This is a genomic window from Alkaliphilus peptidifermentans DSM 18978, assembly GCF_900101495.1.
GTDB classification, from domain to species: domain Bacteria; phylum Bacillota; class Clostridia; order Peptostreptococcales; family Natronincolaceae; genus Alkaliphilus_C; species Alkaliphilus_C peptidifermentans.
In genome coordinates, this window is sequence record NZ_FMUS01000001.1 from 328,132 (window position 1) to 343,395 (window position 15,264).

A 15,264-nucleotide genomic window follows, 5' to 3' on the forward strand; every position below is an offset into this window, starting at 1 on the left:
AACAAAAGGGAATTATGCAATTTCAGCAGTTAATTATTAGTCTAACATATTTACATCATATTTAGATGTAGTTATAAAATCAAGCTATTTATTTAGTATTATATTTAAGCTTATATCTAGAGCCTTTACAGAATGGGTTAAGGCTCCAATTGATATGATGTCTACCCCAGTTGCTGCTATTGCTTTGACCCTATCCTCAGTTATGTTTCCAGATGCCTCAAGGATTGCTTTACCCTTTGCAATCTCTACTGCTTCCTTCATAGTCTCTACATCCATATTGTCTAATAGGATAATATCTGCACCTGCCTTTAGTGCCTCCTTTAACTGTTGAAGATTTTCTACCTCTATTTCAATCTTTACTGTGTGTGATAGATCTTTTTTGCATTTTTTTATTGCTTCCGAAATGCTTCCCACTGCTTTAATATGGTTATCCTTTATTAAAACTGCATCGGAAAGATTATACCGGTGGTTATTGCAACCTCCTGCTTTTACTGCATATTTTTCTAACCCTCTTAAACCTGGTGTTGTTTTTCTCGTGTCAACAATCCGCACATTATAGTCTTTAACTAGATCATTATATACCTTTGCCTTAGTTGCAATTCCAGACATCCGTTGCAAAAAGTTCAGGGCTATCCTTTCACCCTTTAAGATGTTTATCATCCTACCCTCTATTATAACAAAATCTTCACCAGCCTTTATTTCATCGCCATCCTTTTTCAAATGAGTGAGTTTTAAATCAGCATCCAATATTTTAAAAACTTCCTCTATTACTTTAAGTCCAGCTATAACACCATTTTCCTTTGCAGTAATTATAGCTTTACCCGTCATTTCATCATTTATTAATGTGTCAGTTGTAATATCTCCAAAATTTAAATCCTCAATAATTGCCCTCTTAATTATCTCATTTACATATATTTGATTTATCATTGCTTTACCTCCTCAATTATCTCATCTGAACGATAATGAACTCCAAGACTCTTTTTCTTACTTAATGAGTCTTCAACTATAAGCTTTGCTACTGCTAATTTATTAGATAACACTTTATATTCCACAGTATTTCTAGGGTTTTTAAAAAGCCTTTGACTAAGCTTATTTATGTTGCTGTAGGCTTCCTTTAAGCTCTTCTCATTTCTTATAATAGCTACATTTCCCTCCATTACATCCTTTAATTGTCTATCTAAATCTTTTACTTCTGCATTATTTTTTGAAGTGCTTGGTGATTTTGTCTTTACCTCGAAGTTTTTAATCTCCTTCTTCACTTTTCCTTTTAAAGAGCTATTAATAGCTATTGCAGTTCTTCTAGCAAAAACTACCCCTTCCAGTAAAGAATTGCTGGCTAACCTGTTTGCTCCATGAACACCAGTATAGGCACATTCTCCACAGGCGTATAACCCTTTTATATTTGTCCTTCCATGTAAATCTGTCTTTATTCCCCCTATAAGATAATGTGCTGCAGGTGCTATTGGAATCCAATCCTTTGTTATATCAATACCCTTTAATAGACACTTGTTATAAATCATGGGAAATCTATTCTTAATAAAGGAGCTTCTTTTATGGGTAATATCAAGATACACATGTTTTTCTCCTTCTTTAATCATTTCATGGAATATCGCTCTTGCAACGATATCCCTTGGAGCCAAATCCTTCATCTTATGATACTGGGCCATAAATGCTCTACCCTTTTTACTTCTTAAAAAAGCTCCTTCTCCCCTAACCGCCTCTGATATTAGCAGTCTTTGCCCTATTATGTCTTCAAAAAATGCTGTGGGATGAAATTGAATTAGCTCCATATCTGCTATAATAGCTCCTGCCCTATAGGCCATGGCTATTCCATCACCTGTTGATACAATTGAATTTGTGGTATTTCCGTATATTTGACCAGCTCCACCAGTTGCCATGACAATTGCATCAGCTGAAAATTCCAATTTATTTCCATCAGTCTCTATTACTTCTATCCCCGTTATTTTATTGTTATATTTCATTAGCTTATCTGCAAAAGCATTTTCAATTATTCTAATATTTTTCTTATTCTTTATCTCTTTGTACATGGAGCTTATTATTGCTTTACCTGTTTCATCTTTAACATGAAGTATATTGCTTTGTCGGTGGCCTCCCTCCCTGGTAAGCCTTAACTCTCCATTTACATCTCTGTCAAAAACCACTCCTATTTTAATTAAATCCTCTACTGCTATTTTTGCCTCTGCTACCATTGTTTTTACAGCATCTTTATTATTATAATAGCAGCCTGCCTTTAATGTATCTTCATAGTGAATTGACTGATTTCCTAAGGCAGCTATGCCTCCTTGGGCTAAATAGCTGTTGCTATCTTCTAGCCTCCCCTTCGTTATTAGCAGTACATTATATTTTTCCTCAACTTTAAGGGCTGTAAATAAACCTGCAATTCCAGTTCCTATAATAATAACATCAAAATTTGTCATTTTTATCACCCTAACTAAGGTTAAGCATCCTATTTAGTGATTTAAAAGCCTTTAATCTTACTACTTCATCAATTAATATTTCATTTTTTTCTGTTAATAGTGCTTCATAGATATCCTTTAATCTTGTCTTTTTCATATTAGTACAAATTAATCCCTGTGAAAGAAGATAAAATTTCTTATCTGGATTCTCTTTATTTAACTGGTGGAGTACCCCCATCTCTGTACCAATTATAAATGTTTGCTTAGATGATTCCCTTACATAATTAATAATTTGGGAGGTGCTTCCCACAAAATCAGCTAAAGCTACAACCGCTTGGGAGCATTCTGGATGAGCAAGTATTGGCGCCTCTGGCAGAGATTTTTTTGACGCCAAAGCTTCTTGTGTCTTCACTCGATGATGGGTTATACAAAAACCCTTCCATGAAATAATCTCCTTTTGGGGCAGCTGCTTTGCAATATAATCACCTAAGTTCATGTCAGGAATAAACAAAACTTTATTTGAAGAAAGGCTCCTTATAACCTTCAATGCGTTTGAAGATGTACAACAAATATCACTTTCTGCCTTAACCTCTGCAGATGAATTGACATAGCATACTACTGGTGCATTGGGATATTCTCTTTTAAACTGTTTTAGTTTATTTACATCTATCATATCTGCCATTGGGCACCCTGCATCATAAACAGGAAGCAGTACTTTTTTATTTGGTGATAATATTTTTGCGCTTTCTGCCATAAAGCTAACACCGCTTAATATAATAATCTCTGCTTTTGTCTTTGCTGCCTCTTGGCTTAGCTTAAGGGAATCTCCCACTACATCAGCAATATCTTGAATCTCTGGAATTTGATAATTATGAGCTAAAATAATTGCATTTTTTAATTTTTTTAATCTCCTTATTTCTTCTATCAATTCTATTTCACTCATGGCTGTATATTCCTTCCTTTATATGTGTATTTACTTGTGTCTTGTCACATGTTAATACGAATATATCATACTCTCAGTTTAGTTTCAAGCATTTAGATTATATAGAAAGCATACATAATATCATCGCCTTTGAAAGTTTTCTGCCAAGTGCCATCAGCGCTGAAGGGCTTAACTTCTGTGCTGGAGATGGAAATAAAATAAAGAAGTAGGTTAAGCACCTCCTTCTTTATTTTTTCTCTCTATTTAAAATCCAACAAAATTTTCATCTACATCTATAACATACATCTACTGGACTATAACGTCTTCTCTATTATTCTTATTCATTTCCTGATATGGTTAATTCTTTTACTAATATGGAGGGTGCTCCAAAATAATTGGAGCTGGGATGGGAAAACTTAATGTCCTGTCCAATTGCTAATATCTCCAGTAGCATCGTGTATAAATTTCCAGAAACTGTTATTTGGGCTAGCGATCTTACTATCTGTCCGTTTTCTACAAGTAATCCATTGGCCGAAAGAGAGAAATTTCCTGAAATTGCATTTATTCCTGCATGTAAACCATCTACCCCAGTGATTATTATTCCATCCTTCATCTCTTTAGTTAAATCGACAAGGGTTAGATCTCCCTTTTCTATATACATATTAGTTGCTTCAACTCCAATAGTAGCTTTGTGAGAATTTTTAAATCCATTACCTGTAGATGTAACGTTGTCCTTCTTTGCAGTCTTGTTGTTATATAAGTAGGTTTTTAATTTGCCCTGTTCTATTAGGTATTTCTTTGTGGTAGGTGTACCCTCATCGTCAAATCTTCTAAAGGTCTTACCTTCTTCCAATAGAGGGTCTTCAACTATATTAACCATCTTCACAGCTACCTCTAAGCCTAATTTCTCCTTCAGTTTAGATAAGCTCTTTTGCACTGTACTACTAAAGAATATTGAAGAAAAGCTGCTCATAATGTCGGCCGCAACATTATTACGTAATATAACCTTATACTTTCCCTTACCTATAGAAGTAGCACCTATCATTGCTAAGGCATCTCCTACGCTTTCATTAATTAAATTATCCATATATTCTTCCGAAAAATTATTAATTACATGATGGGTATAGCCTGTTTGCATACCTTTTCCATCTTTTACTATTACACCTAAGTCTATAGTCCCAATATTATGGCTATCCTGTAGCTCTAGCCCTTTGGAATTCTTAATAAAGATATTCTGCTTTGATTCAGTATAGTTGCAGTAGCTTATTTCTTTTATTCTTTCATCGTAACTACTCGCCTTTTTTTCTAATTTAAGCATAAAATCCATTTTCCCTTTACTACTAGTAACCTCTAGCTGACTTTTTATCTGGGGACAATCTATTTGTTTCGTTAGTTGTGCAGAAATATATTCTTGACTATCGTTAGTATTACTCAACGCATATCCTTTTAAATTACTTAAAAGTTCTTCTATACTATCCTCTGTTACTTTTTCTGTATATGAATACCCCATTTTACCATTATAGATACCTCGTAATGATATATTAATTTCTTCTCCAATTATGTATTTTTCCAATTTACCCTTATATATATTAAAGCTTAAAGAAGAGGTCTCCTTTAAATATACTTCAACTTCATTAATGCCCTGAATTTTGCTTTTATCAAATATTCTATTTATCAGCTGACTTTTATTCAACCCTATTCCTCCCTTCCTCCAACGGTCATTGACTTAACTCTAATGGTAGGTTGTCCAGCACCTATGAAAAGAGCTCCACTGGAAGCATAGCAATAGCCTTGTCCTATGGAAAGATTGTTGGCCACCATATCTACATCATGAAGGATTGTACTTCCATTGCCTATAAGGGTGGCTCCCTTTACAGGCCTTGTAATCTTCCCATTTTCTATAAGATATGCTTCAGAAAGAGAGAAGTTAAAGTCACCAGTAGCAGGGTTTACTGAACCAGCAGATATCCCTTTGGCGAAAAGACCCTGTTCAGTATTACTAATAATTTCTTCTTTGGTACTATCACCATTATCAATATAAGTGTTTGTCATTCTGGAAGTAGGTTCAAATCTATAGGATTGTCGTCTACCAGAACCTGTAGCCTTCATATTCATTCTTTTTGCATTAAGTTTGTCAATGAGATAGCCTTTAAGTATTCCTTTTTCAATAAGAAGGTTTTTTTGAGTGGCTGTGCCTTCATCATCAATACCCAGTGAGCCCCATGCGTTGGTAATTGAACCATCGTCCACTAAGGTAACAACTTCCGATGCAATTTGTTTCCCTAGCTTGTTTGAAAAAACCGAGTTGCCTTTAGCCACCGAAGAAGCCTCTAAGCTATGTCCACAAGCTTCATGAAACATTAGCCCCCCAAAACCGTTATCTACAACAACTGGCATGTTGCCAGCCGGACAATAGTCTGCTAAAACCATTGTTTTAGCATTTCTTGCTGCTTCCCTTGCGAACTCTTCTATATTAATCTTATCGTAGAATTCTGAACCCATTAAAGCTCCAGGCCCAACAAAGCCTGTTTCGATCTGCCCATTTTTTTCTGCAGCCACTATAATCATTAATCTTGTCCTTACCCTAATGTCTTCTACATAAACTCCTTCAGAATTGGCAATTAATATATTTTGTACCTGGTCCAAGTAGTTTACAGTTACTTGTGAAATAACCTTGTCATAGGTCATGGCTGCCTCCATGGCTCTTTTAGTTATTTCTATTTTCTTAGCAAACTCCGTTTTTGATGGAAGTATTATATATGGATGCTTTTTGGGAGAAGTAATTGCCCTAGGGTTAATTAAAGCATTCTTGTTTTTACCCTTTATACCCTGTGTTATTCTCTTTGTTATTGATATTAAATTCTCTCTAGAAGCATCATTTGTGTAGGCATAAAATGAATCAAGACCCGATAGGATACGTATCCCTACGCCATGCTCCCTTCCAGCCATTCCTTTTTCGATGTTTCCGCCAACGGTGGATATTTCGGTTGTAAAGTTATTTTCAACAAAAACCTCTACAAAATCTCCTCCACTTGATGTAGCCTCATATATTATATCTTGAACTATATCTCTGTTTAACATAATAATTCCCCTTTACTGTTCTACTTATATAGATGGCAGGCTACAAAATGGTCTTTTTCTACTTCTTTAAGCTCTGGTGATACCTTGCCACATATATCCATTGCATATGAACATCTTTTAACAAACTTACATCCTGGAGGTGTGTTAATAGGTGAAGGCACCTCTCCTTCAAGCTTTATTCTTTGTCTCTCTTCTTCTACCTTAGGATCGGGTATAGGTATTGCAGAAATCAGTGATTTAGTGTATGGATGTAATGGTTTTCTATACAGCTCTTGACTTTCAGTTATCTCAACCAAAGAGCCAAGATACATAACTCCAACTCTGTCTGATATATGCTTAACCATAGAAAGATCATGGGCAATAAAGAGATATGTTAGTCCCAATTGGTTTTGTAACTTAATAAGGAGATTTACTATTTGAGCTTGAATTGAAACATCTAGGGCTGATATAGGCTCATCACATACTATAAAATCTGGTTCCACTGCTAAAGCACGGGCTATCCCTATTCTTTGCCTTTGCCCACCTGATAGCTCATGGGGGAATCTTGAACGAAAATCAGAGTTCATTCCTACCTTTTCCAGTAAATCATCTATTCTAGCTATTCTTTCAGACTCTTTTAATTTAAAATGAACATCTATGCCTTCAGCAATTATTTCACCTATAGTCATTCTAGGATCTAATGATGCATAGGGGTCTTGAAATATTATTTGGGCACCTTTTTTAAACTTAACTTTTTCTGATGAACTCATTTTATGAACATTTTGTCCATTATATAAGACTTGTCCATCTGTTGAGTTGTAAATACCCAGTATTGTTCTTCCACAAGTTGTTTTTCCACAGCCTGACTCACCAACCAAACCTAAAGTTTCTCCCCTTCTTATCTCAAAGGTTACATCATCTACAGCCTTTAACACTTCATTTCTCCCCACATGAAAATATTTCTTTAGGTTAATTATTTCAACTAATTTTTCCTTACTCATTTGTAGTACCTCCTAAGTTGATAGGTCTCTCCACTTTAGGTGCCCGTGGGTCTTGTAACCAGCAAGATACCCTATGGCTATCTGTTATTGACGTCTCTTCAGGTTTTTTTTCTAAGCAAATTTCCATGGCATATTCACACCTTGATGCAAATGGACACCCCTCCAGCGGAAGTATTAAGTCAGGTGGTGTTCCTTTTAATGGATGCAGCTCTGCCTTACATTCAATATCCAGCCTTGGTACTGAATTTAAAAGAGCCCAGGTATAGGGATGCTTACTCTCATAAAATATTTCATATTTATTTCCTGTTTCTATTACGTGTCCAGCATACATCACCTGTACTCTATCAGCAAAGTTTGCAACCACCCCAAGATCATGGGTAACTATAACAACGGAGGTATTGAATTCTCTTTTAAGCTCATTTAAAAGTTCAATTATTTGTGCTTGAATTGTAACATCCAATGCTGTAGTGGGTTCATCTGCAATAAGGATTTTAGGGCTGCATGAAAGGGCTATGGCAATCATTACTCTTTGTCTCATACCACCGGAAAGCTGATGGGGATACGATTTAATCCTCTCTTTAGCATTTGGTATATTTACTATTTCCAAGAGTCTTATAGCTTCGTTAATTGCTTGTTTTTTCTTTATTTTCTTATGTATTATTAAGCTTTCAGCAATTTGATTCCCTATCGTCATGGTTGGATTTAATGAAGTCATAGGGTCTTGAAATATCATGCTGATATCTCCGCCTCGAAAATGTTGCAGACGTTTTTTGTTCATTTTAAGAACATTTTCTCCGTTAAAAATAATTTGAGAACCTTCTTTAATTATGGCAGGTGGTTCCTTTAATAATCTCAATATAGCTTTTGCCGTTACTGTTTTGCCACAACCTGATTCACCCACTATAGCAAGGGTTTCTCCCTTTTTTAGATCAAAGCTTACGCCTCTTACTGCTTTTACTTCACCTGCATAGGTTTTAAAGGAAACTTTCAAATCTTTAACTTCTAATATACTACTCACTGCCACCCCTCCTTATTGTCTCAATTTAGGATCTAGTGCATCTCTTAATCCGTCACCTAGTAATGTAAACGATAACATTGTTAGTCCTATCATCAAAGCTGGAAAAAATAGCTGATATGGGTGGAATATAAATGTTTGTTGAGCAGCTGATGCAAGTGCCCCCCATGATGTGCCCGGTGGTTGAATTCCGAGCCCTATATAGGAAAGAAATGCTTCAGCAAAAATATATCCAGGCACATCAAAGGAGATTGCCACTATAATTATACCGAGACAATTTGGTATCAAATGTTTAACAATGATCTTCCAAGGCTTTACTCCTAACGCCTCTGCAGCCATTATAAATTCTTGTTGCTTTAATTGCAGCATTTGCCCCCTTACCAGTCTTGCAATGCCGCACCAGCCTGCAAGGGTTAAAGCCAGTAACATAGTTCCTATGCTTCGAGAATCTAAAATGATTGATATAAGAATTACCAATATTAAGTAGGGTAATGAAATTAAAATCTCCACTATTCTCATCATAATGGTATCTACTCTGCCACCGAAATATGCAGCTATCGAACCATAGATACTGCCTACAACAGTTGCTATTAATGCACCTGTTAACCCTATAATCATTGAAATTCTTCCACCTTGCCATACTCTTGAAAAAATATCACGCCCTAATGCATCTGTTCCAAACCAATGTTCAACACTGGGCCTTTGATTAATCATTGAAGAATTAATTTCTTTATAGTCGTGACCACTGATAGAAGGACCTATAATAGTCATAATAACAATTGTTGCAAGTATGAAAATAGCTACTATAGCCACTTTGTTTGTTTTAAGTCTTCTCCAGGCATCCTTCCAATAGCTCACACTTTCTCGAGCTATAACTTCCTTTTCTTTATTCTCTACAGCAACTGGTCTAAAAGCTGTTTCCATTGTTTTAACCTCCTACCTGCTATTTTTAGAAACTCTAATTCTAGGATCAACAACTCCATATAATATATCTACAACTAACTGGGATATTATAAATAATGAAGCAAAGAAAACAGTTGTCCCAATTATCATTGTATAGTCCCTATCATTTATGGAATTTATATAATAAAATCCAAGACCTGGAATTCCAAAAATCCTTTCTATTACAAAGGCTCCTGTAAAGATTCCTGCTATTTGAGGTCCAAGTATTGTAAGGGCGGGAAGTATTGCATTCCTAAAAATATGCTTTCTAATGATATTAAACTCAGAAACGCCTTTTGCCTTTGCTGTTAGTATGTAATCTTGATTTACAATCTCCAGTACATTTGAGCGCATGTACCTGGCATAGGTGGCAATGGAGCCAAAGCACATTGCTATTGAGGGTAGTATTGTATGTTTAAATTTCCCCCAACCCGTTGTGGGAAGCAATTCTAGTTTTGCTGTAAAGAAATATTGTAATAGTGCTGCAATTATAAAGAGTGGTATTGAAACACCAAGAATTGCAATAAACATAACTAGAAAGTCTGGCCATCTATTTCTGTTTAGTGCTGCTATAATACCTAAAGTAATTCCTATTGTCACTCCCATTGCCAGGGCTTGAATACCTAGCCTACCAGAAACCTTAGAATTTTTTGATATTGTTTCTGTTACAGATCTACCTGGATATACTAAAGATTCGCCTAAATCACCCTTCGTTATTAAATTTTTCATAAATATACCATATTGAACAACAACTGGCTTATCCAATCCATATCGCTGATAATAGTTTTGCTGTATTTGCTCTGGCAATTTCCTTGCCATATTTGCCAAAGGATCACCTGGTATGCTATGCATTAGTAAAAAGGTAAGTGTTATGATTATCCATAGTGTTAGTAGCATCAATCCTACACGTTTCAGTATATATCTGCCCATAAGCTTCCCCCTAACTTCTTTAAAAGACAGCAGTTTGTAGTTGAACTACAAACTGCTATTAATATTTATTTATCTGCCTTGGGTATAACCATATTTGTATCCGGATGTACCAAGGGGTGTTACTCCAATATCATTAACATATTTATACCTAAATATATTGATTCTTGGATGTACAGTTGGTACTAAAACCGATGCTTCGTATAATAAAATTTCTTCTGCTTCCCTGAAGTATTCTAACCTCTTAGCAGGATCCATTTCACTGGCTGCCAATGCAATTAGCTCATCATATCTTTCATCTGACCATCCTGTCTCAATAGCTGTTGATGTAGATGTCATTAAGCTCATAAGTGACGCTGGATCGTTGAACTCTGCACCCCATCCCATGTAGCCAATTTGAACTTCTCCCCTTGACGCCATTTGAGAGAATACTGGCCATTCAACCTGCTCTATTTCCACATTCACACCAAGATTTCTATTATACATCTGTTGAATATATTCGCCATAGTTTCTAAACCATTGGTCTGTTGATCCCAGGGTTACTTTTATTGTTAAGTCTGCAGGATCTGTACTTCTACCTAACTCTTGTAACCCTTTAATTAAAAGTTCTTTTGGATCATTTTCTTCAGCTATCCTTTTAACAGGTCCCGGAACTAAAGATCTGTACTCATCATCACCTATAGTTATGCTGGGTGCCACCCAGCCGTAGGCTGGAGTATTTACACCATGAAAAATAACATTAGCCATCTCTTCTCTATCTAATCCTATTGAAAAGGCTTTTCTTATATTAACATTTTGAAAAACATCATCTCTTGTGTTAAAGAACATAAAAAATGTACTGGGCCTTACCACCTCAAAATGGTTTAGTTTATCATTATTTATAAATCTTTGTCTCCAGTCAGGGTTATTGGCAATTGCTATATCAATTGATCCATTTGACAATGAGTTGTAAACAGCATTTTCATCTTGAATTATTTTTAAATTAACATTATCTAAGCTCACTGTTTCTGCATCCCAATAATTGTGATTTTTATTTAGTATCAGTTCGCTATTATGTACCCAGGTTCCCAGTACAAAGGGCCCATTATATACAATCTTATCAATCTGTGTACCATAGCTATCTCCATGTAGCGCTACTACATCTTCTCTTTGTGGCATCATAACTCTTTGATATGTTAGAGCCAGGAAATAAGGTGTTGGTGCTTCAAGTGTTATTTCTAGTGTTTCATCATCTAATGATCTAACTCCTAATTCATCTATTGATAACTCTCCACTATTTACCTTTGAAGCATTTTTAATTGGTTCCAATAGGTATGCATAGGGTGAAGCTGTTTCCTGTGCTACTGATCTTTTTATTCCATATTCATAGTCCTGTGCCCTTACAGGAACACCATCTGACCATTTGTTGGGTCTTATTTTAAATGTCCAAACGGTACCATCCTCATTGTGTTCCCAAGATTCAGCCCCAGCTGCTGCTAAGTAATTGCTTTGATTCTCGTCCTCTTCAAGTCTTGTAAGTGGTTCCAATACATTGTTAAGTACTCTATTACTATACATATCTGAACCTTTAGATGGATCTAATGTTGTGGGTTCAGCTTCTAAGACTAAATTAAGATACTGCTCTCTGTCAATTCCACTGCTTTCTTGTAGCCCTTCATCAGCAACATTGTTACTAACATCTTCGGAACTACATCCAACTAATCCTACTACAGCCAGTAGTAATGATAGAAGTATTGCCAAAAACATTTTACCCTTCATAAATAATCCCCCTTTAATTAGGTAGTGTCTACTCAACACTCCTTTTGGTTAATCAATTTATAATAAAGGATTACATATGTTAGCATGTAAGCCCCTTATATATTGTTATAAGCATCCTAGTGATAATTTGTTAAAAAATATACAATCAGATATTTATATAGATGTAATCTATTAAATATCTGTTCATTATAGGTATAGTCCTATTATAGAAAATTTTCTAACAATAGTCAATAATCTTCTAACAAGTTAATTAATCTTCAATTACTGCCTGAATTGCTTTATCCTCCAATAGGATTGCACTTATGCTTGCATCGGTCTCAATATGTGGTGAAGTTCTAGTCTCCATATTAATACTGTAGTTTACATTTATTCCAAGTTCACTACTGAATCGTATAATAAAGCCACTGTTTGGCAAATAAGCAAAAGGAATTTCTCTAAATACCCTATCGCCTCCAGTTGTTTCTCCTATCAATGTTGCAAATCCAGAGTCCTTTGCAAAAGAAGCGAATTTTTCTGCTGATGAAAAGACATATCTATCCACTAAAAGATACACCCTGCCTTGAAAATTAATTTTGTTCCATGGTTGAACAGTTACATAGTTTTTTTCGTACCTATCGAAATTCTTTCTAACCTCTGGAGGAAATTTAAGCAATATGTCATCATTTAAGTCTTCTATAGAACTGGCTCCTCCCACTTGATACATTTCATATTTGTCCCTATAATCACCTCTATAAAAAGAATAATATTCTACTACCATTTCTTCATCTACTAAAAACCCCACAATATTTCTCCAATAATCATCAAATCCTCCTGTATTTCCTCTTATATCAATAATCAGCTTTGGGTAGTCTTCAACTCCCTTAAGAAAATTTTCTATCTTATGATAGTCCTCCCTTATATGGTTTGCCGACATTGATTTTATTGCCATGTAAGCAACTTCATTTTCTATAACAATTTCTGTATCTAAAACATCATCTTGTATAATTAAAAAATCATATTCTTCATTAATCTCAATATTATTCACATCTCCATCAAAATTGTATCTTTCTTTAGATTTCTCATAGTTTAAAATTTCGTGTTGATACGGATAAAAGTGTTTATAGAAACGTTTATACATTTCCCCATTAAAAACATTAACGTGAGAATTATTTAAATCACTTAATATCTCATCAATTGCAACAAAGAACTCAGCATCATTGGTTGTATTTTTGATTTTTCTTGTATAATTTCTCTTGTTACCTAACCAATCCACATTATTTAATCTTTTGTTTACCTGAAAGAAGGAATAGTTATCTTCTAATAGGCTATACATATGTTCAAAATCTTCAAGTTTTTCTTCAGTAGTTAAGTTTGTCTCAATTATTCCATAGTAATCGGCTTCCATAGCTACTGTTGAGGGCTTTGAGCCTCGACTACAGGCTGAAAGAAGTAGTATGGAGAGTATAAAATAGAGAAAGCTGAGCCTTACATATCTTTTCATTATAATACCTCCTAATTATTTAGTTTAGTATTAACCAATTTAATATGTGTTTTAAAATACCTATAAAAACATCTATTTCTTAAAATTATAAATCAAATTTATATGTTATTCAAACATTTTCTATTAACTAGTTAGAAACCCATCTAACTATTCACCTTGTATGTATTGATTTAACTTCTTTATTATTGTATTATTAATAAGTGAAACATATAAAATATATTCAAAAGGGGATGATTGGGTGAGTTATAATATTAAGTATAATAAAGCAATAGAATTTATTTCGGCAATTCTTAAATACACAAGATCTAAATCTCATGAAGTCAATTGGAACATTGACGACATTGTTTACGATCCTGCCAATAGCTATTTAGATCTGGTACCATCAAAGGAAGTAAAGGATTGGCTTAAATATGTAGATGAGAACATACCTCCTTTTCTTCGTAATGATATACTTTTCTTAGTAAATAAGCTATTTGGTGTTATGGACGTTTGCTTTAATTTGGTTATGGATAAGAATCTATCAGAGCCCATGGAAATCATCGAAGAGATTGAAAAAATTGATAGTTCTAAGCTGGTTGAAATGACCTTACATTTTTATCATTATTATCATTTAGATGATAAATTAGAAGATAATGATATAGTTCTTAAAAATGCCATCGCTAAAGAAAATTCCGAAGAAATAGACTCTTGTTTTATACAGATAAAAAAATATCCAAATGAGTATAAAAAACATTTTATTGAATCCTTTACTTCATTTTATAACTTGTTTTTCCTCCCTTTTGAAGAACAAACCTATAGCTATATGGAGAAGATGCTTATGTCGCATATTGAACTTTCAGAAAAGGATCCAATTAATTTTATTAATACTATTGGGTTTGGCGATTATTCTAAAGTATTAAGTGAGTATGATGAAATCAAATTGTTTGTCAGTTATTACTTAGATCACGGATTGTTTTATTTTGCGCAAGGAAAATCCTTCCCGTTGCTTTACGGAAAAACTATTGAGCATCGATTTAACAAAATAAAAATGCAAGATACCTACAAGGCTTTATTTAAAGCTCTATCGGATGATAAAAGAATTGAAATTATTAAAATAACTTCAAAAAGACCTTGGTATAATAAAGAATTGGCTGATTATTTTAATTTAACCACTGCGACTCTTTCTTATCATTTAAATTTACTTTTAGATTTAGGATTATTACATTTCGAGCCTAGTATTAATAATAGATATTATTATACTACTAATAAAGAGAACCTTAAAAAGATTTTTGATATGGCCTTAAAAGACTTATTTGGTTAAGTTAAGTTTAGTTTCTTTATTCTTTATTTTTAAGCAAATATAGTTTATTTCTAGAGGAGCCAAGGCTCCTTTTTTTGTTCAACAAAAAAACTCCCTAATAAGGAAGTTCAAAAAATATAAAAAACTGCAACGTCCTACTCTACCATGAGTAGATAACCAAAGGCTTTGCTTTTGTGTTGGTCACTTAGTAAGCGATACAAAACTCATTTCATAATTTTTGCATTTTATAATGAGCTGTAGTTGAGCTAAAAAGCTTCCCTCCAAGCTCATATTAAGTGAAGCTGCCTCATATTTGGACATAAAAAAACTCCCTTATACTTAAGGAAGTTATTTTTAAACCGCAACGTCCTACTCTCCCAGGCAGCTTCCCGCCAAGTACCATCAGCGCTGAAGGGCTTAACTTCTGTGTTCGGGATGGGAACAGGTGTGACCCCTTCGCTAT

The 15,264-nt window shown here is 34.4% G+C and carries 12 protein-coding genes and 1 rRNA gene; 1 reads left to right on the forward strand and 12 read right to left on the reverse strand.

What is annotated here, in order from left to right:
- Positions 1-84: 84 nt before the first annotated feature.
- The 11 genes from nadC to BLP68_RS01600 all read right to left on the reverse strand — a co-directional run bounded on the left by nadC (position 85) and on the right by BLP68_RS01600 (position 13,522).
- Complete coding sequence (gene nadC / locus BLP68_RS01550; protein WP_091539181.1) at positions 85-927, reverse strand: carboxylating nicotinate-nucleotide diphosphorylase; 843 nt, start codon at positions 925-927, stop codon at positions 85-87.
- On the reverse strand, positions 924-2,438 hold the full coding sequence (gene nadB, locus BLP68_RS01555; RefSeq protein ID WP_091539184.1) for an L-aspartate oxidase: 1,515 nt from the start codon (positions 2,436-2,438) through the stop codon (positions 924-926). Before nadB ends, nadC begins: the two co-directional genes overlap by 4 nt.
- 10 nt (positions 2,439-2,448) lie before the next feature.
- A complete protein-coding gene (gene nadA, locus BLP68_RS01560; protein WP_091539186.1) occupies positions 2,449-3,360 on the reverse strand; it encodes a quinolinate synthase NadA in 912 nt (303 codons plus the stop codon).
- Positions 3,361-3,676: 316 nt separating this feature from the next.
- On the reverse strand, positions 3,677-5,032 hold the full coding sequence (locus tag BLP68_RS01565) for a TldD/PmbA family protein (RefSeq protein WP_176758821.1): 1,356 nt from the start codon (positions 5,030-5,032) through the stop codon (positions 3,677-3,679).
- Positions 5,033-5,034: 2 nt separating this feature from the next.
- Positions 5,035-6,420, reverse strand: a complete 1,386-nt coding sequence (locus BLP68_RS01570; protein WP_091539191.1) for a TldD/PmbA family protein — start codon at positions 6,418-6,420, stop codon at positions 5,035-5,037.
- 20 nt (positions 6,421-6,440) lie between these two features.
- Positions 6,441-7,400 carry an ABC transporter ATP-binding protein gene (locus BLP68_RS01575; protein WP_091539193.1) on the reverse strand — a complete coding sequence of 320 codons (960 nt, stop codon included), beginning with the start codon at positions 7,398-7,400 and terminating at the stop codon, positions 6,441-6,443.
- Complete coding sequence (locus BLP68_RS01580; RefSeq protein ID WP_091539195.1) at positions 7,393-8,418, reverse strand: ABC transporter ATP-binding protein; 1,026 nt, start codon at positions 8,416-8,418, stop codon at positions 7,393-7,395. Before BLP68_RS01580 ends, BLP68_RS01575 begins: the two co-directional genes overlap by 8 nt.
- A gap of 12 nt (positions 8,419-8,430) precedes the next feature.
- Positions 8,431-9,339 carry an ABC transporter permease gene (locus tag BLP68_RS01585; protein ID WP_091539198.1) on the reverse strand — a complete coding sequence of 303 codons (909 nt, stop codon included), beginning with the start codon at positions 9,337-9,339 and terminating at the stop codon, positions 8,431-8,433.
- Positions 9,340-9,351: 12 nt separating this feature from the next.
- Complete coding sequence (locus BLP68_RS01590; RefSeq protein WP_091539200.1) at positions 9,352-10,287, reverse strand: ABC transporter permease; 936 nt, start codon at positions 10,285-10,287, stop codon at positions 9,352-9,354.
- Positions 10,288-10,356: 69 nt separating this feature from the next.
- A complete protein-coding gene (locus BLP68_RS01595; RefSeq protein WP_091539202.1) occupies positions 10,357-12,042 on the reverse strand; it encodes a peptide ABC transporter substrate-binding protein in 1,686 nt (561 codons plus the stop codon).
- Positions 12,043-12,292: 250 nt separating this feature from the next.
- Positions 12,293-13,522: a S41 family peptidase gene (locus BLP68_RS01600; protein ID WP_091539204.1), complete on the reverse strand. Its 1,230-nt coding sequence runs from the start codon at positions 13,520-13,522 to the stop codon at positions 12,293-12,295.
- 238 nt (positions 13,523-13,760) lie between these two features.
- Between BLP68_RS01600 and BLP68_RS01605 the strand changes: the two genes are divergently transcribed.
- Positions 13,761-14,822 carry an ArsR family transcriptional regulator gene (locus BLP68_RS01605; protein ID WP_091539205.1) on the forward strand — a complete coding sequence of 354 codons (1,062 nt, stop codon included), beginning with the start codon at positions 13,761-13,763 and terminating at the stop codon, positions 14,820-14,822.
- 335 nt (positions 14,823-15,157) lie between these two features.
- Here BLP68_RS01605 and rrf read toward each other — a convergent pair.
- Positions 15,158-15,264, reverse strand: a 5S ribosomal RNA gene (rrf, locus tag BLP68_RS01610); the annotation flags it as partial.